Origin of the sequence: Skermanella rosea (genome assembly GCF_016806835.2) — a bacterium.
GTDB lineage: Bacteria > Pseudomonadota > Alphaproteobacteria > Azospirillales > Azospirillaceae > Skermanella > Skermanella rosea.
Genome location: NZ_CP086113.1, coordinates 424,133 through 445,335, shown reverse-complemented (window position 1 = coordinate 445,335; position 21,203 = coordinate 424,133). Strand labels below are relative to the sequence as shown.

The 21,203-nt window shown below is 67.8% G+C and carries 18 protein-coding genes; 16 read left to right on the top strand and 2 right to left on the bottom strand.

All coding sequences use genetic code 11. From position 1 onward, the window contains the following. Window positions 1-67 precede the first annotated feature (67 nt). The 4 genes from JL101_RS33315 to JL101_RS33300 all read left to right on the top strand — a co-directional run bounded on the left by JL101_RS33315 (window position 68) and on the right by JL101_RS33300 (window position 3,950). Window positions 68-580 carry a cupin domain-containing protein gene (locus JL101_RS33315; RefSeq protein WP_203100804.1) on the top strand — a complete coding sequence of 171 codons (513 nt, stop codon included), beginning with the start codon at window positions 68-70 and terminating at the stop codon, window positions 578-580. 90 nt (window positions 581-670) lie between these two features. Continuing rightward, on the top strand, window positions 671-1,855 hold the full coding sequence (locus JL101_RS33310; protein WP_203100802.1) for an MFS transporter: 1,185 nt from the start codon (window positions 671-673) through the stop codon (window positions 1,853-1,855). A 33-nt stretch (window positions 1,856-1,888) separates the two neighbouring features. Next, window positions 1,889-3,283 carry an FAD-containing oxidoreductase gene (locus tag JL101_RS33305; protein WP_203100800.1) on the top strand — a complete coding sequence of 465 codons (1,395 nt, stop codon included), beginning with the start codon at window positions 1,889-1,891 and terminating at the stop codon, window positions 3,281-3,283. Window positions 3,284-3,308: 25 nt separating this feature from the next. After that, window positions 3,309-3,950 (top strand): peroxiredoxin-like family protein, encoded by a 642-nt coding sequence (locus JL101_RS33300; RefSeq protein WP_203100798.1) that lies wholly within the window; start codon window positions 3,309-3,311, stop codon window positions 3,948-3,950. Here the strand turns inward: JL101_RS33300 and JL101_RS33295 are convergent. Beyond that, on the bottom strand, window positions 3,923-4,834 hold the full coding sequence (locus JL101_RS33295) for a LysR family transcriptional regulator (protein ID WP_203100797.1): 912 nt from the start codon (window positions 4,832-4,834) through the stop codon (window positions 3,923-3,925). The genes JL101_RS33300 and JL101_RS33295 overlap by 28 nt on opposite strands. A gap of 154 nt (window positions 4,835-4,988) precedes the next feature. Between JL101_RS33295 and JL101_RS33290 the strand changes: the two genes are divergently transcribed. Further along, window positions 4,989-5,699: an META domain-containing protein gene (locus JL101_RS33290; protein ID WP_203100796.1), complete on the top strand. Its 711-nt coding sequence runs from the start codon at window positions 4,989-4,991 to the stop codon at window positions 5,697-5,699. A gap of 171 nt (window positions 5,700-5,870) precedes the next feature. Then, complete coding sequence (locus JL101_RS33285; RefSeq protein ID WP_203100795.1) at window positions 5,871-6,377, top strand: PAS domain-containing protein; 507 nt, start codon at window positions 5,871-5,873, stop codon at window positions 6,375-6,377. Between the two features lie 43 nt (window positions 6,378-6,420). Here JL101_RS33285 and JL101_RS33280 read toward each other — a convergent pair whose 3' ends face one another. Beyond that, on the bottom strand, window positions 6,421-7,902 hold the full coding sequence (locus JL101_RS33280; RefSeq protein ID WP_203100794.1) for an alpha/beta hydrolase: 1,482 nt from the start codon (window positions 7,900-7,902) through the stop codon (window positions 6,421-6,423). 562 nt (window positions 7,903-8,464) lie between these two features. Between JL101_RS33280 and JL101_RS33275 the strand changes: the two genes are divergently transcribed. The 10 genes from JL101_RS33275 to JL101_RS33230 all read left to right on the top strand — a co-directional run bounded on the left by JL101_RS33275 (window position 8,465) and on the right by JL101_RS33230 (window position 21,203). Beyond that, window positions 8,465-8,902: an EF-hand domain-containing protein gene (locus JL101_RS33275; protein WP_203100793.1), complete on the top strand. Its 438-nt coding sequence runs from the start codon at window positions 8,465-8,467 to the stop codon at window positions 8,900-8,902. A 41-nt stretch (window positions 8,903-8,943) separates the two neighbouring features. Further along, entirely contained in the window at window positions 8,944-9,306 is a 363-nt protein-coding gene (locus JL101_RS33270; RefSeq protein WP_203100791.1) for a glycine zipper 2TM domain-containing protein, read from the top strand. 211 nt (window positions 9,307-9,517) lie between these two features. Continuing rightward, on the top strand, window positions 9,518-10,096 hold the full coding sequence (locus JL101_RS33265; RefSeq protein ID WP_203100789.1) for a hypothetical protein: 579 nt from the start codon (window positions 9,518-9,520) through the stop codon (window positions 10,094-10,096). Window positions 10,097-10,278: 182 nt separating this feature from the next. Further along, window positions 10,279-11,538 carry a patatin-like phospholipase family protein gene (locus tag JL101_RS33260; RefSeq protein ID WP_203100787.1) on the top strand — a complete coding sequence of 420 codons (1,260 nt, stop codon included), beginning with the start codon at window positions 10,279-10,281 and terminating at the stop codon, window positions 11,536-11,538. A gap of 85 nt (window positions 11,539-11,623) precedes the next feature. Next, window positions 11,624-13,093 (top strand): GntP family permease, encoded by a 1,470-nt coding sequence (locus JL101_RS33255; protein ID WP_203100785.1) that lies wholly within the window; start codon window positions 11,624-11,626, stop codon window positions 13,091-13,093. Between the two features lie 356 nt (window positions 13,094-13,449). After that, a complete protein-coding gene (locus tag JL101_RS33250) occupies window positions 13,450-15,210 on the top strand; it encodes a recombinase family protein (RefSeq protein ID WP_203100783.1) in 1,761 nt (586 codons plus the stop codon). Next, window positions 15,210-16,268 (top strand): efflux RND transporter periplasmic adaptor subunit, encoded by a 1,059-nt coding sequence (locus tag JL101_RS33245; protein ID WP_203100781.1) that lies wholly within the window; start codon window positions 15,210-15,212, stop codon window positions 16,266-16,268. The genes JL101_RS33250 and JL101_RS33245 overlap by 1 nt, the downstream gene beginning before the upstream one ends. Continuing rightward, window positions 16,265-19,318, top strand: coding sequence for an efflux RND transporter permease subunit (locus JL101_RS33240; RefSeq protein ID WP_203100779.1), 3,054 nt, complete (start codon window positions 16,265-16,267; stop codon window positions 19,316-19,318). Before JL101_RS33245 ends, JL101_RS33240 begins: the two co-directional genes overlap by 4 nt. After that, window positions 19,315-19,881: a hypothetical protein gene (locus JL101_RS33235; protein WP_203100777.1), complete on the top strand. Its 567-nt coding sequence runs from the start codon at window positions 19,315-19,317 to the stop codon at window positions 19,879-19,881. Before JL101_RS33240 ends, JL101_RS33235 begins: the two co-directional genes overlap by 4 nt. After that, the gene (locus JL101_RS33230; RefSeq protein WP_203100775.1) at window positions 19,878-21,203 is read left to right on the top strand and encodes an alpha/beta fold hydrolase family protein; all 1,326 of its coding nucleotides are present in this window, start codon (window positions 19,878-19,880) and stop codon (window positions 21,201-21,203) included. Before JL101_RS33235 ends, JL101_RS33230 begins: the two co-directional genes overlap by 4 nt.

Genomic DNA, 21,203 nt, shown 5'->3' with positions numbered 1-21,203 from the left:
GAGCGCCCGTCCCGACGATGCTCGGTCCCGTCACCACGCGACGGGCGTGGCAACCGGGAGACTTCACATGACGCATCGTTCCACTGCCGTGCTTTCCCTGAAGACCGCCCTGAAGCGGGGGCTGCTGGGATCCCTGCTGCTCGGCTCCGCCCTGGCCCTGGCGCCCGCCGACGCGCTGGCCGGCGCCTGCCCCGCGGGCCAGGAGGGCGTCGGCCTCCGCATGCCGGACCCGAGCCCGGCCAAGGACGTCACCGACAAGGTCGTCGCCTCGATCGACGTGGCGAAGGAGCCGGCCGCCATCCAGGACCGCCAGTTCCGCCTGCGCCGGATCGAGGTGAAGCCCGGCGGAGTCGTGCCCTGGCACAGCCACGAGGACCGCCCCGCCATCATCTACGTCATCAAGGGCGAGATCACCGAGTATGCCAGCACCTGCGCCGTGCCGATCGTCCACAAGGCCGGCGAGAGCACGGCGGAGCGGCACGGCGTTTCCCACTGGTGGAAGAACACCGGCAAGGGCACCGCCGTCCTGCTCTCCGCCGACCTGCTGCACGTCAAGGACGCTGACCCGGGCATGATGTGACCCGGGCATGATGTAACTTGGGGGGCCGCCTCTCCGGCCCCTCCCCTCCCCGCTCCGCTCCATGCCCATCCCTGTGATGAGGAAGCCGCCATGACCGTCACGAGAGCCCTGCCCGGGATGAGGTCCGCTCCGGCGCTCCGTCCCGCGATCGTAGCCCTGATGGCGTTCTTCACCGTGGTCGACCTGTTCGCGACGCAGGCGATCCTGCCGATGCTGGCCGCGGCCTACGGGGTGACGCCCTCGGCCATGGGCATGGCGGTCAATGCCTGCACGCTCGGCATGGCGGCGGCCGGACTGGCGACCGCGCTGTTCGGCGACCGGATCGACCGGAGAGGCGGCGTCACCGCCAGCCTCGCGCTGCTGGCGGTGCCGACCTTCCTGCTGGCGCTGGCGCCCGGCCTGGAGGTCTTCACGGCGCTCCGCGTGCTCCAGGGGCTGTGCATGTCCACCGCCTTCGCCCTGACGCTGGCCTGGCTCGGCGAACGGGGCAGCGGCGGCACGCACTTCGCGGCCTACGTCACGGGCAACGTCGCCAGCAACCTGGTCGGGCGCCTGGCCGCCGCGACGGTCAGCGAGGGCTTCGGGCTGGCCGGCAACTTCGTCCTGTTCGCCGCCCTCAACTTGGCCGGCGCGGCGCTGGCCTGGACCATGATGCGGGGCCACCCGGCGCCGGCCTCCGCCGGACCGGCGGCCCCGCCGTGGCGCCGCCTCGGCCGGCTCTGCACGGTGCCGGTGCTGTCCGCGTTCGGAATCGGCTTCTGCATCCTGTTCGCCTTCATCGGCGTCTTCACCTACGTCAATTTCGTGCTGGTCGCACCGCCGCTCGGTCTCGGCATGATGTCGGTCGGGCTCGTCTATCTGGTCTTCCTGCCCTCGATCGTGCTGACGCCGCTGGCGGGCGGGTTCGCCGCGCGCCGGGGCGTGCGCCCCGCCCTGTGGACCGGCCTGGGGGTCGCGGCCGCGGGCCTGCCCCTGCTGCTGAGCCCGGACCTGTGGGAAGTGCTGCTCGGCATGGTGCTGGCGGGGGCCGGGACCTTCTTCGCCCAGGCGACGGCGACCGGCTTCGTCAGCCGGGCGGCTTCGGACCGGGCGGCGGCGAGCGGGGTCTATCTGGCGGCCTATTTCTCCGGCGGGCTGGCGGGGAGCGCCGCGCTCGGGCCGGTCTTCGACAGGTTCGGCTGGCCCGCCGCGGTGGCCGGAGTCGGAGTTGCCCTCGCGCTGGCGGCGGTTCTGGGGTTCAATCTGCGGACATCTCCGAATGCAGGCCGCCCCTGAGGCGGCGCCGACAAGGACGGGGGAGTAAACGGCATGGCGAGGAGTTTCGACGCGATCATCATCGGGAGCGGCCAGGCCGGTCCCTTCCTGGCGGTCCGGATGGCCCAGGCGGGCATGAGGACGGCCGTCATCGAGCGGGAGCACCTGGGCGGGACCTGCGTCAACGACGGCTGCATCCCGACCAAGACCCTGGTCGCCAGCGCCCGAGTGGCCCATCTGGCGCGCCACGCCGCGGATTACGGCGTGCTGACCGGCGGCGAGGTGCGGGTCGACATGAAGGCCGTGAAGGCGCGGAAGGACCGGATCGTGCAAGCGTCGCTGGACAGCCTGGCGTCCTGGCTGGGCGGAACGGAGAACCTGACGCTGGTCTGGGGATCGGCCCGCTTCACCGGTCCCCGCGAGGTCGAGGTGAACGGCGAGACCCTGACGGCGCCCCGGATCTTCATCAATACCGGCGGACGGCCGACGGTGCCCGACTGGCCCGGCCTGTCCGGCATGCCCTATCTCACCAACACCTCCATGATGGCGCTCGACGCGGTGCCGGAGCATCTGGTCGTCGCCGGCGGCAGCTATATCGGCCTGGAATTCGCCCAGATGTACCGCCGCTTCGGCTCCCGCGTCACGGTGGTCGAATATGCCGACCGCCTGATCGCGCGGGAGGACCCGGAGGTTTCCGACGCGGTGCGCGGCATCCTGGCGGCGGAGGGCATCGACATCCACCTGGGGGTCCGCGACATCGCGGTCGGGAAACGGGGCTCCGGCATGAGGCTGACCGCCACCGCCGGCGGAAGTCCCGTCGGGATCGACGGCAGCCACCTGCTGCTGGCGATCGGCCGGGTGCCCAACACGGACGGCCTGAACCTGGAGGCCGCCGGCGTCGCCACCGACAAGCGCGGCTTCATCCAGGTCGACGACCAGCTCCGGGCGAGCGTCGAGGACGGCGGGGCCGGAGGGATCTGGGCCCTGGGCGACGTCAACGGGCGCGGTGCCTTCACCCATACCTCCTACAACGACTTCGAGATCGTCGCGGCCAACCTGCTCGACGGCGATCCCCGCCGGGTGTCGGACCGCATCACGGCCTATGCCCTGTTCACCGACCCTCCGCTGGGCCGCGTCGGCATGACCGAGGCGGAGGTGCGGGCCACCGGCCGGCCCGCGCTGAAGGGCGTGCTGCCCATGACCCGCGTCGGCCGCGCCAAGGAGCGCGGCGAGACCCAAGGCTTCATGAAGGTGCTGGTGGACCGCGAGACCCGGCTGATCCTGGGGGCGGCGCTGCTGTGCATCGAGGGCGACGAGATCGTCCATTCGCTGCTGGACGTCATGGCGGCCAAGGCGCCCTATACCGTGATCCAGCGCTGCGTGCACATCCACCCCACGGTCAGCGAGCTGATCCCCACGCTGCTGGGCAGCCTGAAGCCGCTGGAATGACGCCCTCGCGATCGGGAACCGGGCCATGACGCCGCTCGCCGACAGGCTGGACGAGATAAGCCGGTCGCTCGATCCGGCCTGGGACGCCCTCTATGACGGATTCGTCGCCGACCTGCGCGCGGCCGGCGCCGCAGTCGGCAGCCCGGCGGTCGGCGACGGGCTCGAGCAATTCGCCCTGCCGGACAGCCGCGGCCGGTACGTGTCGTCCCGCGACCTGCTGGCGGAGGGACCGGTGGTGCTGAGCTTCTACCGGGGCGGCTGGTGCCCCTATTGCCGCACCGAGATGGCAGCCTGGTCCGAGGCCGCCTCCGAGGTCCGGCGGCTCGGCGCCTCCTTCGTCGCGGTGACCGGCGAGACCGGCGGCGGGGCGGAGGCGCTCCGGCGACAGCTCGACCTGGGCGGCCTGATCCTGGTCGACGTCGACCACGGCCTGGCGCTCCGGATGGGCCTCGCCGTCCGGGTGAGCGACAGGGTCCGCGCGGCCTATCTCGGGATCGGCCGCGATCTGGCCCAGCATTATGGCAGCGACGCCTGGTTCATCCCGGTGCCGGCCACCTATGTGGTGGACCGGCACGGCATCGTCCGCTTCGCCGAGGCCGACGTGGATTTCCGTCGCCGCGCCGAGCCGGAGGCCGTGCTTCAGGTCCTGCGGGACATCGGCGGCTGAGCGTCAGGCTCCTCCGATGCCCAGGCGCGGGCCCGCGCCGCCCTCAGGAAGGCGTCCGACGCCGGCGACAGGCGGCGGCCGATCACGGTCGCGACCAGCACGGTCCGCGACAGGTCCAGGTCGTGGACAGGGCGCATCGCCAGCCCCTCCGCGATCGGCAGGGTCTCGGGAACCAGGGCGCAGCCGAAGCCGGCCAGCACCATGCGCTGGAGATGCGCCTCGCCGGTGGCGCGGTGGCGGAACGCCGGCATGACGCCGGCAAGGGCGCAGAGCTGCCGGAAGCGGGGGCTGGACAGGCAGCTCGGCCGATCGATCCAGACCTCGCCGTCGAGGAGCGCCGGCTCGATCGCGTTCAGCTGGGCGAAGCGGTGGTCGGTCCGGCACAGCACCCGGTAATGCTCCCGGAAGAGCCGCCAGCTCCGCAGCCGGTCGGGAAGGTCGGCCGCCTCCTCCAGGATCGCCACGTCGAAGTCGCCCTGCATCATGTCCCGCACGAGATCGGCGTGGGCCTCGGACTCCAGCGTCAGCTCCAGTCCGTTCAGCGATCGGTTCAGCGTCTCCAGCAGGCCGACCAGGTGGTCGGGGGCGAGGGACGCGGTGACGCCCAGGCCGAGCGGCGCCAAGCTGCCCTTGCGCAACCCTTCCGCCATGGATTTGGCGGCCTGCGCCGCCCCATAGGTCTGCTCCAGGTGGGGCAGCATGATGCGGCCCAGGTCGGTCAGGTGCGACAGGCTGTGTTCCCGCCGGAACAGCGGGCCGCCCAGTTCCCCTTCCAGCTTCTGGATCGCACGGGTCAGCGACGGCTGGCTGACATGGCACTCCTCCGCGGCGCGGGTGAAGTTGCGCGTGCGGGCGACCGCCAGAAAATAGCGTATCTGATGCATTTCCATGGGTCGAAAAATATAGGCGTATTTCGAGGGAAATGCGGTGCGCAGGAGGATGATGCCGGGCATCCCGGACCCCATCGGGGTGACCATGCCGCTCCCTGGATCTTTCGCGGCCGGCGTGGAAATCTGGCGAACCGTCTCCGGGGCTTCCATGATGCCGAGAGTCCTTCTTCTGCCGGCCGTCGCCGCGGCCGTGCTGTCCGGAACCTGCCCGGCAGCCGCCGACGCCGCCTATGGGGCGCGCGGCAACGAGCCGGGCTGGTCGCTGGAGATCGCCCCGGACCGGATGACGCTGGTGACGGATTACGGCGCGGCGCGGATCGTCGTCCCGCGCCCGGCGGAGGAGACGGTTCCAGGCGGCCGCCGCTATGACGCGGCCACCCAAGCGCACCGGCTGCGCGTCGCGATAGACAGGCGGACCTGCCGGGACACCATGACCGGCATGCCCTACCCGGACCATGTGGCCGTCACGATCGATGGGCGGGACCTGACGGGCTGCGGGGGAGATCCGGCGGCGCTGCTGCAGGGCCGCCCCTGGACCGTCCGGGAGGTCGCCGGTTCGGCCATCCCCGGTTCCTCCGACGCCGGCGGCCCCCCGCCCACGCTGGCCTTCGCGCTCGATGGCCGGGTGTCCGGTACGACGGGCTGCAACGCATACCATGCGGCCTACTCCGTCACGGGCGAGGGTCTGTCGATCGGACCGGTCGCCGCGACCCGGCGGGCCTGTCCGCCGGGCTTGCTCGACCGCGAAACCGCGTTCCTGAGGATCCTGGAAGCGGCGGCGCGGCACGAGATGCCGGACGACGGAACGCTCGTCGTCCACGACGCCGACGGCCGGACGATCGTGGCGGCGCGGGAGTAGGATTCGGATCATCCGGTCCCCCAGAGCGGAGCGAAGGCCGTCGCCGCTCCAATAATCGGCTCCGATCGGGGGTATCGGTGAATAAATTAACGGCTGCGCAATCCTCCGACGCTAAAAATGATTCGGTCATGTTAGGATCGCCCGGTGTCGAACGGCCCGTCTCGGATGAAGATGTATTCAGCCCACCCGAACGAATGCGAGCAGAGTGAACCCGGAATCGTCGAGGAGCCCATTGATGAAGCCGCTATTCGGCGCCGCAACTTCCAGAGCCGCCTGACGGAGAAGCTGTGGCAGTGGTGGTCCGAGGCCGGCCGGGACGGGGTTCCGAACTGGTCGTCCTTCGACGTCACGAAGCAGGCGCCGCTGATCCCCAACATCTATGTGGTGCGCGCGCTGGACGGCTGCTTCCAGTTCCGTCTCTACGGCGAGCGGGCGATCCAGATCATCGGCCAGAACATGACCGGCCAGGTGATCGCGCCCGAGACCCCGGGCGCGATCAGCGAGCATCTGCACGATTACTTCAGCCGCGTGCTCGCCGGGGGCCAGGCTTGGCGCTGCTCGGGGCGGCTGCTGTACAAGAACCGCGAGCATATCCGCTTCGAATCTGTCGATATCCCGCTGATCCGCTACGGAACGGCACCCGACACGATCCTCGGTGTCATCGATCTGGTGGGCTGAACGTGGAGCAACCCGACCGGATGCCGGCGATGCAGGGCACCGGTCAATGGTCGTCGCCGGCATTCAGCTGCGGGGCCGGCGCGAGCTTTTCCTCGATCCGCCCCATGAGGTAGCCGAAGAACGGATTGGACGACATGCGAAGCAAGGAATCCATGCTGACGATCAGGGCGCCGCGCTCCCCGCGGGCGGCCAGGGCGCCCAGGTTGATGCCGAAATCCTCCGCGGGGTCGGGGTGCAACCCGTAAAGGGGGTCGCTGGTCGGGAACGGAAGGGCGACATGCGAAAGCGAGTAGACGTCGATCGGATAGGACAATCCCAGATCGCGTATCAGCTCGGTGTCGGTCCCCGCCTCCATGACCCGTTCGACCACGTCGGCGGTGTCGGGGCTGGCGTTGGTGATGATCGTGGTCCGGAACCGCCGGGGCGGTCCGGGCAGGATCCGGGTCAGCATGGTATCGGAGGCGGAACTCAGGAGCGGACCGAACTTGGTGTTGCGGTTCACGTCGAACAGCACGAGTTCACTGCCGTTGGCGGGCAGATGGGCATACAACGCGGACACGATCGCGCGCGTGCTGACCGTGAAATCCATCACCGACTGGAAAGTGATGACAGGGGCCAGTTCAGCCAAGCGGCCCTCCGATGCCCGGGCCGCGATCTTCCGTTGAAGCGCCTCCGTCAGCAGATGCGACTGGCGCGCCCCGTTGATCGGGAACGAATTGTACTTGAAGGGATTGAATTCCGGCAGGACGCTGAGCCAGGCGGCCTTCGCGAAGGCCGGGAAGATCGCCGGCAGTCCGGCCAGTCCGGCGAAGCGCGCGAATGCGGTGATCCCGATCATCGGCGAAATCAGCACGATCCGGTCGGGCCGCATCAGCCGATCGTCGTCCAGGGCGTCGAGCGCATACATCATCGCCAGCGCGCCGCCGTTCGAAAATCCGACCAGGTGTAACGGCAGCCCCGGACCTATCCGGCGCTGGGCTTCCCTGACCGTCAACCGGGTTGCCGCCAGCCAATCCTCCCAATCGATGTCGGTCAGGCCGGCCGGGACGGTGCCGTGCCCGGGCAGCCTGATGGCTATCGCGGCAAAGCCGTGCTCGCTGTACCGCCGGGCGATGTGGCGCAGGCTGTAGGGCGAGTCGGTCAAGCCATGGAGGAAGACGACCGCGCCGCGGAGAGGGCCTTGGGGTTCGAGCGTATATGAACGGTTCCAGTCCTGGGGAAACCGTCCCGGATGGATCGGGCTGCCGTCGAAATACCGGTTGACCGGGATACGGTCTTCCGGGGGCAGCTTCCGCGTCACTTCTTCCCGGACCCTGTCGAAGAGAGCCCCCTCGGCCTTCAGGTAATCGGCCCAGCTGCCGTCTTCGAGTTCATCGGCGGTCAATTCCTCGGGAACGTACTTGTGCCAGGATTCAAGCGGTTGACCCCGCTGGGAATCGTATGCGCGGATGCCAAGCAACGTCACGGCGACGATGGCCAGCACAGCGGCGGTCCGCTTCAACATCCTCGCGACCCAGACCCGCATGACGTCCACCTTCTTCTGTATGATCCGGATTCTGTGTACCCCGGCTCCCGTCCGCTCCGATGGGACCACCTGCCGGTTCGGTGATTTCGTCTCCCCGCCCGCGAAGATATCGGTGGAGTAACCAGGCCCTCGCGACCTTTCCGCGTGATCGCCAATATCTTAAGTGATGTCGGGAATGAAAATACAGCCGGAAAAACAGACCGTCGGTCTATGCTAGCCGAGTAAAAACCTCTTTGCAAGCAACAGATGCAAAAGTATCATTTCCAACGAAATCTTCTGTGAATGTAAAAAGTGGCATACACACTTCCCGCCGAAAGAATCATAGTCTATACTGATTTCTATAAATGGGCAACTCGGCAAACTATTTTGTAGAAGCCTAAATAGCTAATCGACTTAGCACTTTGAATGCTTCTTCATCCCGTAATCAATATAGTATTTTATCGACGCGAGTAACTTTATTGTAAACAGGCCAGACTGATCCGATCTTGATAGCGCAAGACTGCGCTGGAACAGAAAAAAGGACACATGGATGCTTAGCCAATATGCAAGATCACGATGGGCTATGCTGAACCCATATGCCCGATTTCTCGTGGCATCACTGTGTTTCTCCGTTGTCATGGCAGGTGGGTCGGTCAAGTCCGCGAATGCGCAGCAGGCTGGCGGGACGGAAACGACAGGGTACGAGCGCTTGGCTTTCGAGGCGGCCGACACCGATGCCGATCAGCTGGTCAGCGAGGCCGAACTCGCGCGGGATGCGGCGGTCGGGTTCAGTTCGCTCGACAAGGACCGCAGCAGGACGCTGACGCGGAGTGAACTGGGGCCACATGATCCGGCCAGGTTCTCCCGCATCGACGCCAACGGCGACGGCGCCCTGACCTTCTCGGAGGTGATGTCCAACAAAACCCGGGCGTTCATGGCCGGCGACAAAGATGGTGACGGTGCCCTGTCCTTCGAAGAAATGGTCGAGGCTGCAAGCTCCGACCAGGGAGCTGCAAGATGAGGAAATCGCATGGAGCGCCCCGCGCCGGACTGAGGATCTCCTTGCTGGGGATCGTCGCCGGGTTGGCGCTGGCCGGCTGCGAGACGGCCGGCGGCGGAACCGCGCCAGCCGGGGTCGGCACGCTCGGCGGTGCCGCCGCAGGTGCCGGCGTGAGCAGGGCGATCTTCGGCAACAGTACGAGCGGCATGCTCATCGGCGCCGCCGCCGGAGGAATCGCCGGCAACATGACGTTGGACCGGCAAGCCGAAATCCGGCGGACACAGGAGGCCGAAGCCTCACGGGACGCCAGCGCGCGACGGCAACTCGACTTCGAACGACAACGCGCCTTGCAGGACGAGGAGGTCCGCCGGGAGATCGAGGAGCGGCGCCTTTTCGAGCAGTGGCAACGCGAACGCAAAGGATGAGCTTCGTGAAGAGCGCGACGGCCGGACCCTGGGACGACGTCCGGTCTTGAAGACAAGCCTTTCACTGCATGAAAGCTTCATCTTCATCCGCACCCCGGTCGAAAGAATCACAAAAGATCAGGATGTTTATAGGATGCAAGGCTTATTATTCCAATGACCGCAGACAATACTAATCGTTTCGGATCTTCATCTTCTTAAAAAGGAAGAAACCATGCGCAGAACACATGCTTGGAAAGCCGTGCCGGCTGCCAGCCTCATGGTCGTCGCCGTCGGACTTTGCGGTTTCTCCGGACCGGCCATGGCGGCCGAGATGGTCGTGGACGGCGTGAACATAAGCCGCGGCCTGCTGCTGACCGATGACGTCACCATCAATAACGACATCAAACTGCTGAACGGCGTGTGCCTGCTCAACGGCATGGACGTCAATGAGGACTTAAGTCTGGCCAGCGGCATCGCCCTGACCAGCGGCGTCACCATTTCGAAGGGCATGACCATGCCCAACGGCGCGATGTTGGCGGATGGCGAGAGGGTGGCGGAGGGCACGACCTGGCCCAAGGGCTCGATCCTGCCCAGCGGCATGTTCCTGCCGGGAGGCACGACGCTGCCCGCGGGCATGTCCCTGCCGCCCGGCGCCTGCCTGCCCGCCGGCACGACGCTGCCCGCGGGCGCATCCCTGCCGGCCGGGACCTTCATGTACCTGGGCACCGCGGCCCCGACTTCGGATGCGCCGTTCGACCTGACCGTCAAGAAGATCAGGGTTCCTTACGACACGGATGTTTCGATGCGGTAGCCCGGGAGCCCGCAGCCCCGCGATCACGGAAGCGGCCGGCCACTCCGTCACCGCGGCTTTCCTGACCCTGGAGGTCCTGCGCGGAGGGCAGACCTTCAGGACGATGAACGGCAATTCTCTCAACAAGGCGAGCCGAGAATTTCGAATGCGTTTCCGTTGCATTGAGAGAAGATAGGAAAGTCATGGCCACCAGAAAGGTTGCGATCGCCTGCCAGGGCGGGGGCACGCATGCCGCGTTCACCTGGGGCGTGCTGAGGACGATCCTGGCGACGAAAAAGCGCTGGGACGCGAACCCGCAGGACGGCGACACCTTCAGGATCATCGCGCTCAGCGGCACCTCGGCCGGCGCGCTCTGCGCGTTCGCGACATGGTACGGCCTGGCTCCCAACACGGGCGACGAGGACTGCGGGACGATCGACAAGGCCGTGGAGCGTCTGGATCATCTCTGGACGACGTTCGCCGCGACCACCCCGGCCGAGACCGCCCTCAACCAGATAGTCGGCACGCTCCTGCACTGGAAATCGCGGGGCGTGCCGTTTCCCGGCTCCAATCCCTACGACCCCAAGGCCAATCTGGGTCTCACCAGCCTGTCGATGATGGGCGCCCGCCAGGAGTACCTGGGATTTCCGGCTCTTCTCAAGGCCGTCTGCCCGGATTTCGACACGATCGACTGGCCGCGACTGGCGGAGGCCGATCTGCGGATCATCGTCGGCGCCATCGAGGTTCTCAGCGGCAATTTCGAGATCTTCGACAGCGACAAGACCCTTGAACAGATGGGCCTGCTGCCGGACGGACGGGAGATAGACCAGTACGACATCGTCCGGTGGCGGATGCGCCGATCGATATCGCTGGAGGGCGTGGCGGCATCGGGTACGCTTCCCGAAGTCCTGCCGGCGCAGGTCATCGGCGGCATGACGTTCCCGACATGCGACACGGGCAGGACCATCACCCGCAACGGATATTATTGGGACGGCCTGTACTCACGCAATCCGCCCGTGCGGGATCTGCTGGACGCCGCGACCAGGGAAGAAAAGCCTGACGAGATCTGGATCGTCCGGATCAATCCGCAGGAATTCCGTCCCGCTTCGTTGAACATCAGCCTTGAAGACATCGATGATCGGGTGAATGACCTGGCCGGCAACCTGTCTTTGGGTCAGGAACTGGACGGCATCATGACGATCAATCAGTGGATCAGGAAGTACGGGGGCAGTCATCCGCCGCTGGACACCCGCAAGATCATCGATGTCCGGACGATCAAGATGACACGCGAGACCGCCTGGGGCCTGAAGCACACTTCCAAGTTCGACCGCAGCCCCGGCCATTTCGCGAGGCTTCGCGAGGAGGGCGAAATGGTCGCGGAACGGTGGCTGGCGGACTGGCGGGCGCTCGGCAAGGACTTCGCACGATATCCCAACGACGCACGGTATCCCGAAACCGCCTGAAACGGGCCGCGACCGCTGACTCTCCGGTCCTGGTGAACCCTCGAGGCCGGGACAGCGCTGGCCATCACCGCATGGAACAACTGGCATGCTCGATCTCGTCGCGGTCCTCGTAGCGCTTGGACTGCTCATTTACCTGGCGTATCGCGGGGTGACCTTGCTGATCCTGGCTCCCGCCATGGCGCTTCTCGCGGCGCTGCTGACCGGCGGGCTGCCGATCCTCGGGGCCTACACCCAGATCTTCATGACCAACACCGGCTCCTTCATCATCGCGTTCTTCCCCCTGTTCATGCTGGGGGCCATCTTCGGGAAGCTGATGGACGATACCGGATCGGCGAAATCCCTCGCCGGATCGGTCAGCGCCTGGCTGGGACCACAGCGCGCCATCGTTTCGGTCGTACTGTGCTGCGCCCTGCTGACCTATGGCGGCGTCTCGGCGTTCGTCGTCGCCTTCGCGATCATCCCGGTGGCGGCGGCCCTGTTCCGCGCCGCCGATATTCCGAAGCGCCTGATGCCGGGGGCGCTGGCGCTCGGCGCGTTCACCTTCACCATGTCGGCCCTGCCGGGGTCGCCGGCCATCCAGAACGCGATCCCCATGCCTTTCCTGGGCACCACGGCTTTCGCCGCTCCGGGGCTCGGGATCATCACCGGTCTCGTGATGCTTCTGCTCGGGCTGGCCTGGCTGAACCGCCGCGCAGCACAGGCGCGGACGGCAGGCGAGGGCTACGGTCCGCATATCGACGGCGTGCCGGCAACGGACGTCGCGACGCGCGAGCACGCGCAGGGCGCAGGGTTCGACATCGGCGAATTGTCGCGGAACTCCGCGCCGGGGAGGTCGGACGGGAACCAGGAGTTGCCGCCGTTCGCGCTGGCGCTGCTGCCGGTGGTCGTGGTGATCGTCACCAACTTCGCCTTCATCCAGATCGTGGTTCCGCTGCTCGACACCGCATGGCTCGCCGAGCCGCTGTTCGGGTCCACGACGATCGAGAGCGTCCGGGGCGTCTGGGCGGTCATCGTGGCGCTGTTCTTCGCCATCCTCCTGCTCATCGCCGGCAACTGGCGCCGTCTGGCCGATCTGCGGGCGAGCCTGGACAAGGGCGCCGACGCCTCGGTCCTGCCGATCTTCAATACCGCGAGCCTCGTCGGATTCGGCGCGGTGATCGCGGCATTGCCGGTGTTCGACCTGATCAGCGAGACCGTCCTCGCTGTCGGCGGGGGCAATCCGCTGATGTCGGTAGCCCTGTCGGTCTCGGTCCTTTCCGCGATGACCGGTTCGGCCTCCGGCGGCATGAGCATCGCCCTCGACAGCCTGGGCCCGACATTCGTGGAACTGGCGCACGCGACCGGCGTCTCCCTCGATGCCATGCATCGGGTGACGGCGGTCGCGTCGGGCGCCCTTGACGCGCTGCCGCACAACGGCGCCGTCATCACCCTGCTCACCGTCTGCAAGATCAGCCACCGCGAGGCTTACGGCGACGTCTTCATCGTCGCTTGCGCCATTCCGATGCTCGCGCTGGCCGTCTTGATCGTCTTGACGAACCTTCTCGGCTCCTTCTGATCCGAACAAGCTCGCCGTGACGACCTCCACAATGTTGCCATTGTGGACTTCGAATGGACGGTGGTGCTTGAGCGCGCACAGCTCCGCCCGCGCTACCGAGAGGGTTTCGACGGCACTCCGTTGAACCTCTATTGGCAACCCGATCTGCGGGAGCGTGCCGAGGGAGGCGCCGATGGCTCGGCGCAGGGAAGCGCCGCGGTTGACCGTCGAGGTGTCGTTCGAGACGACGCGGACCAGTCCGCAAAGTCTGGCCGATGCCTACGAGAGCGCTGTGCCGATCACGCGCCGGCGTTTGGGGACGGCCGAGCCCCGGAAGGACGGCGCGGCAACCAAGCCGGCAAGTCGGAGGGCTGAGGATGCCTAACCTTCAGATCGCCCTTTACGCACGGGTTTCGACTGATCAGCAGGCGCGCGGCAACACCGTGGACAGCCAAGTGGCCGCGCTGCGCGACCGGATCGGCGCCGACGGCGTCGCGCTCGAGGCCGAGGATGTCTTTGTCGACGAGGGGTTCAGCGGCACCACCCTGCGGCGCCCGGCTCTGGAGCGGCTGCGCGACCGGGCGGCGGGCGGGCTGGTCGACCGCATCTACGTCCTCGCTCCCGACCGCCTGGCGCGCCGCTACGCCTACCAGGTCCTGCTGATCGAGGAGTTCCGAAGGGCCGGTGCCGAGGTGGTGTTCGTCAACCGACCGATCGGTGCCAGCCCCGAGGACGACCTCCTGCTCCAGGTCCAGGGGATGGTCGCCGAGTACGAGCGCGCCAAGATCCTGGAGCGGAGCCGGCGCGGGCGGCGCCACGCCGCCCGCTCAGGACTGATCAGCGCCATCGGTCGCGTCCCGTTCGGCTACCGTTACGTCACCAGGGACGAGGGCGGCGGGGTGGCGCGCGTTGAGGCGGTCGAGGAGGAGGCACGCTGGGTCCGGCTCCTGTTCGCCTGGATCGGCCTTGATCGCCTGAGCCTCCGCGAGGCCTGTCGCCGGCTGCAGGAGGCGGGCCTGCCGACACGGACCGGGCTGGCGCGCTGGGACCCGACCACGGTCGCGCTGATGCTGCGCAATACCGCCTACGTCGGACGCGCCGTCTTTGGTCGCTCGCGCCATGTCGAGGCACAGCCGCCCCTGCGCCCCCGTAAGGGTCATCCCCATCCCTCGAAGGCGATCTCCCGGGTGCCTGTGCCGCGCGAGGAATGGATCGAGATCCCAGTCCCCGCCCTGGTCGATGCGGCGGTGTTCGACGCGGCGCAGGCTCAGCTCGAGACCAACCGCCGCCACCGGCGTGAACGCCGCCGCCGGCCCGGCTGGCTGCTGCAGGGCCTGGTGGTGTGCCGGCGCTGCGGGTACGGCTTCTACGGTAAGATGGCACGCGGTCTGGTCGGGAACCAGCGCCCGGCCGACTACGGCTATTACCGCTGCCCCGGAACCGACGCCCACCGCTTCGCCGGGACGGCCGTGTGCGACAACCGATCGGTCCGCAGCGACCGGCTGGAACGGGCGGTCTGGGACGAGATCCGGGCGGTTCTTGAAGATCCCCGGCGGCTTGCCGCCGAGTACGAACGCCGTCTCGCCGTGAGCCGGGGAAGTTCGCACGCCGGGGAGGCGGTGGCGGCGCTCGAGCGCCAGATCGCGGCCGTGCGCCGGGGTATCGGACGGCTGATCGACAGCTACGCCGAGCTGAGAATTGAGCGGGACGAGTTCGAGCCGCGGGTCGGCGGCATGAGGGAGCGCCTCGCCCAACTGGAGGGCGAGCGGGAGCGGCTGGTGGCCGATGCCGAGATGGAGCGCAGCCTGGCGCTGGTGATCGGTCGCGTCGAGGATTTTGCCGACCGGGTCCACGGGGCCCTGGATGAACTCGACTGGAATGGCACGCGCGAGATCATTCGCGCAATGGTTCGGCGGGTCGAGGTCGACGGTGACAACGTTCACGTCGTCTTCCGCGTGCCGTCTCTGTCACCGCCTGATGCCAATGACCGGCCTTTTGACCCGGCGATGTCGGCTCGAGGCGATTGGCAACATTGTGGAGGTCATCGTGAACCGGCACAATGGGGGCGACCGTGGACCGAAGACAAAACTGGAACCGTGCTTCCGAGCGGAAATCCCGACCCTCGCTGGCGTCCCTGATGCTCGTGGTCGCGTCGCTGACGCTGCTGGCGGCGTGCGGGGGTGACGAGGAAAGCGAGGCCGAGCCGATCCGTCCCGTGCGGGTGGTGACGGTCGAGAAGCGCGAGGCGGGCGAGACGGTGACCCTGACGGGGCAGATCCAGGCGCAGGAGGAGGTCAGCCTGTCGTTCCGCGTCGGCGGGCGGATGATCGAGCGCCCGGTGAACGTGGGCGACCGCGTGGAGGCCGGCCAGGTCATCGCCCGGCTCGATCCCGAACCGGCGCGCAACGCCCTCCAGACGGCCCGCGCGAACCTGACGGCCGCCATGGGCCAGTTGACCAGGGTGCGCAACGATTACGACCGGCAGGAGACCCTGCTGGGCCAGGGCTGGACCACCCGCGCGCGCTACGACCAGGCGCTGGAAGCGAGGAAGTCCGCCGAGGCGCAGCTCGATGCGGCCCAGGCGCAGCTCAACATCGCCGAGGACCAGCTGGAATATACCGAACTGGTGGCGGACAGCGCCGGATCCGTCACCGCCCGCGGCGCCGAACCGGGCGAGGTCGTGGCGGCCGGCCGCATGATCGTGCAACTGGCGCGCCAGGGCGGGCGCGACGCCGTCTTCGACGTGCCGGCGCGAGTGATCCAGAATGCGCCCGCCGACCCCGTCATTTCGGTGGCGCTGACCTCGGACCCGACGGTGAGCACCACCGGCCGGGTGCGCGAGGTGGCGCCGCAGGCCGATCCCGTGACCCGCACCTTCCAGATCCGGATCGGCCTGCACGACCCGCCCGAGGCGATGCGGCTCGGCTCCACCGTCGTCGGGTCGATGCAGTTGGGCGGGGCCGGCGCGATCGAGATTCCCGCCTCCGCCCTGACGCAGTCCAACCGCCAGCCCGCCGTCTGGATCGTCGATCCGGCGAGCGGCACCGTGGCGCTCCGCAATATCGACGTCGACCGCTTCGACCTCGCGCGGGTCGTCGTCGCGCAAGGGCTGGAACCTTATGACGTCGTGGTCACGGCGGGCGTGCAGGCGCTGCGGCCGGGACAGCAGGTCCGCATCCTGGGTGCATCACCGTGAACGGCTTCAATCTATCGGAATGGTCGATCAGGAATCCCTCCCTGGTCGTCTTCTTCATGATCGGCATCATCGTGGCCGGGACCCTGTCGTTCCTGAAGCTCGGCCGGGCGGAGGACCCGGTCTTCACCATCCGCACCATGGTGGTGCAGGCCCAATGGCCGGGCGCTACGCTGGACGACACGCTTCAACAGGTGACGGAACGGCTCGAACGGACGCTGCAGGAGGTTTCCAACCTCGACAGGCTGCGCAGCTACACCGTCGCCGGGACGACCGTGATCTTCGTGGATCTCGTGGGAAGCGCCCACGGGCCAGTGGTAGCCGACACCTGGTACGAGGTGCGCAAGAGGGTCGCCGACATGCGCCACACCCTGCCCCAGGGCGTCGTCGGGCCGGGCTTCAACGACGATTTCGGCGACACGTTCGGCATCATCTACGGCTTCACCGCCGAAGGCTTCACCCACCGCGAACTGCGCGACCATGTCGAGGACGTCCGCTCCCGCCTGCTGCTCGTGCCGGACGTCTCCAAGATCGAGATCCTGGGCGAGCAGGACGAGCGCATCTTCGTCGATTTCTCGGCGGCGACGCTGGCCGGGCTCGGGGTCGAACCGGCCGCGCTGATCGCGGCGCTCCAGGCGCAGAACATGGTGCGTCCGGCCGGCGTGCTGCGCACCGGCGAGGAGGCGCTGTCCCTCCAGGTGTCGGGCGCTTTCGAAACGGAGCGGGACATCCTGGACGTCAACTTCGTGGCGGCGGGCCGCATGCTGCGCCTGCGCGATCTGGCCGACGTGCGCCGCGCCTACGCCGACCCGCCGCAGCCCGTCTTCCGGGTGAACGGCGAGCCGGCGCTCGGCCTTGCGATCGCGATGCGCGAGGGCGGCGACATCCTGGCGCTGGGCCGCAACATCGCGGCCGAGATGGAGAGCATCGTCGCCGACCTGCCGATCGGCATCGAGGCCGAGCTGGTGGCCGACCAGGCGAGCACCGTGGACGAGGCGGTCTCGGACTTCACCACCTCCCTGTGGCAGGCGATCCTCATCGTGCTGGCGGTCAGCTTCATAGCGCTGGGCGTGCGCGCCGGGACCGTCGTCGCGATCGCCATACCGCTGACGCTGGCCATCGTCTTTCCGGTGATGGACCTGGTCGACATCGACCTCCAGCGCGTCTCGCTGGGCGCGCTGATCATAGCGCTGGCATTGCTGGTGGACGATGCCCTGACGACCATCGACGCGATGACCCGGCGGCTGGCGGCCGGCGACCGGATGGAGGTGGCGGCGGTGTACGCCTACAAGACCCTGGCCTTCGCCATGCTGGCCGGCACGCTGGTGACGATCGCGGGCTTCGTGCCGATCGGCTTCGCGCAGAGCTCGGCCGGGGAGTACACCTTCTCGATCTTCGCCGTCGTCGGCATCGCGCTGATCGCATCCTGGTTCGTCGCGATGATCTTCGCGCCCCTCCTGGGCACGATGCTGCTGCGCCCGCCCAAGGCGACCCTGAACACGGAACCGAACTTCGTGCTGCGGGCCTATCGCCGCGTGCTGGCTGCGGCGATAGGAGCGCGCTGGCTGACCATCGGGGTCACGCTGGGATTCTTCGTCCTCTCGATCCTGCTGCTGGGCCTGGTTCCCCGGCAGTTCTTCCCGCCGTCGGACCGCGTCGAGCTTCTGGTCGATCTCCGGCTGCCGCAGAACGCGTCGATCCATGCCACTCAGAGCGCCGTGGAACGGTTCGACGCGCGCCTGGGCGAGGATCCCGACATCGAGAGCTGGAGCAGCTATGTCGGGCGCGGCGCCATCCGCTTCTACCTGCCGCTGAACGTCCAGCTGGCCAACCCCTTCGTCGGCCAGTCCGTGATCGTGACCAAGAGCATCGAGGCGCGCGAGCGGCTGCAGCCCCGGCTGGAGCAGCTTCTGGCCGAGGAGTTCCCCGACGTGGTCGGACGCGTCTATCCGCTGGAGCTCGGGCCGCCCGTGGGCTGGCCGCTCCAGTATCGCGTCAGCGGCCCCGATCCGGTCGAGGTGCGCGAGATCGCGCTCCGGCTGGCGCAGGTCATGGCGACCGCACCGGAGACGCGGCGGATCAACTTCGACTGGATGGAGACCTCCCGCGAGTTGCGCATCCGGATCGACCAGGACGAGGCGCGGCGCCTGGGCCTGAGCTCGGCGGCAACGGCCACCGTGCTGAACACCGCGATTTCCGGGGCGACGGTCACCCAGGTGCGCGACGGGATCCATCTGGTCAACGTCCTGGCGCGGGAGACCCGCGGCCAGACCCTTTCCGTGGAGACGCTGCGCACCCTCGAGGTGTCGCTGCCGAACGGGCGCACCGTCCCGCTGAAGCAGTTCGCGACGTTCGAGTACGGACAGGACCATCCGCTGGTCTGGCGACGCAACAGGATGCCGACGCTGACGGTGCAGGCCGACGTGGCGGGCGGCATCATGCCGGAAGCCGTGATCGACGAGTTGGCGCCGAAGATCGCGGACCTGTCCTCGACCCTGCCGAAGGGTCACCGCATCGAGATCGGCGGCATCGCGGAGGAAAGCGCCGAGAGCCGCGCGTCGGTCTTCGCCGTCGTGCCGCTGATGCTGTTCCTCGTGCTGACCGTGCTGATGGTCCAGCTCAGGAGTTTCCAGCGCCTGATCCTCGTGCTGAGCGTGGTGCCGCTCGGGCTGATCGGCGTCGTCCTGGCGCTGCTGGCCTTCGGTCAGCCGCTCGGGTTCGTCGCGATCCTGGGCGTCCTGGCCCTGGTCGGCATGATCGCGAAGAACGCGGTGATCCTGATCGAGCAGATCGAGGCGGAGCGGAAGGCGGGAAGGAACGTGACGGACGCCGTGATCGAGGCGAGCAGTTCCCGGTTCCGCCCGATCATGCTGACGGCGGCCTCCACCGTGCTCGGTCTCATCCCGATCGCGTTCACGGTGTTCTGGGGGGCGATGGCCTTCGCGATCATGGGCGGCCTGCTCGTCGCCTCGCTGCTGACGCTCGTCTTCCTGCCGACCCTGTACGTGACGTGGTTCGGCGGCCGGGAGAAGAAGCTGGAGGGATCGACATGAACAAAGCGGTTGTGCTGCCGGAGGAGCGGACGGGCGGGGACATCGACATCAGGCTGGGCAGGCTTTCGCAGCTGTTCACCGACGTTGATCCGTCGCCGTTCCGCGAGGGCACCCTGACGGCGGAAGCGGACGAGTATCTCCTCCTGAAGGCGAAGGAGCTGCCGGCGAACCAGCGGCTCCGCGTCGTCATCCACCTGCCGGCCGCCCAAGCGCCCGGGGACCCCGCGCGTTCGGCGTCCGACATCGCCGCCGCCATGACCGGCCATTTCGCCGCCAGCGCGAACGTCGAGTCCAAGCGGATCAGGGAGCTGTTCAGGGCCGGGCGCCGCGCCGGGCTGATCGGATTCGCGACGCTCGCCACCTGCCTCCTGCTCGCCTGGCATGTGACGGAGAACCTTCCCGCCCGCCCGATCACGCGGATCGTGCAGGAAAGCTTCGTCATCCTGGGATGGGTCTCGATCTGGAAGCCGCTCGAGATGTTCCTGTACGAGTGGCTTCCGCCGGATCGCCGCCGGCGTCTGTTCCAGCGCCTCGCCAACGCCGAAATCGTCGTCCGGCGGTGACCTCGCGATCCCGCATCCTGTGCGCGGCGCTCTGCCTGCTTCTCGCGGCCGGTTGCGCCCGGCCTTCGCCGCCGGGCGAGGCCGATCGGGGCCCCGACCTGCCTTATGATTATCCCTTCGACAACCCCTGGACCGCGACGGTGCTGGGCACGCCGGCGGAGTTCCAAGTCCAACTCCCGGCGGACGCCAGGGTCGTCCGCCGGAACCTCAAGGTCTTCGAAGCCAGGGAGGTGCCCGAAGGGTTCTGGCACACTGACCGCCTCCGCTATTCGACCCTCCTTCAGGACCACGCGGCGCCGCTGGTCTTCGTGATCGCGGGTACCGGCGCCGACGACCAGTCCCGCCACATGCTGATGCTCGGGCAGGTGCTGCATGCGGCCGGAATGCATGTCGTCCTTCTTCCGTCGCCGACGCACGCGAACTTCATCGTCAACGCCAGCGCGTCGCGGCTGCCGGGGTATCCGGAATCGGACGCCGCCGACTTGCACGCGCTCATGCGCCTGATCGACGGCCGGCTGCGGGAGTCCGTCGAGATTTCCCGATACCACCTGACCGGCTACAGCCTGGGCGGGTGGCATGCCGCTTATGTCGCGAAGCTGGATGATAAGAAGCTGGACTTGGGTCAGGCGGGCTTCGGGTTCGATCGGATCCTCCTGATCAATCCGCCCCTCAGCGTCTACCGATCCGTGAAGGAGATCGATGCCATGCTGGTGCGCGGGCTGCCCGACGGGATCTATGGGCTGGACGCTTTCCTGAACCGGGCGATCGCCCGGCTGGCGGCATATCCGGGCGCCGACGCCCTCGACTTCCAGGATCCGGATCTCAAGATCGAGGCTTACCGGAGGCTCCGCCCCTCCGACGACCAGCTCGCCACGGCGATCGGCCTGGCCTTCCGGCTGTCTGCGGCGAACCTTGTCTTCACTTCGGACGTGATGACCGGGGCCGGGTACATCTTCCCCCGGGACCGCCCGTTCCTGTCCACGACGCCCCTGTCGGAATACCTGGCCGTGGCGCTTCGCACGAGCCTGCTCGACTATTTCGACGACATGCTGGCCGACACCTACCTGGACCGGGAGCCGGGACGCACGCGGCAGGATCTGCTCGACGGGACAAGCCTCTCCGCCATCGGGGAGTGGCTGTCGCGCGAGCAGAGGATCTGGCTGATGACGAACCGGGACGACGTTATCCTGGCACCGGGCGACCTGGACGAACTCGTCCGGGTGTTCGGCCCGCGCGCCCGGATCTTCCCCAACGGCGGCCACATGGGAAACCTCCAGCACCGCGCCGTCGCCGCGTTCTTGGCCGACTTCTTTTCCCGATGA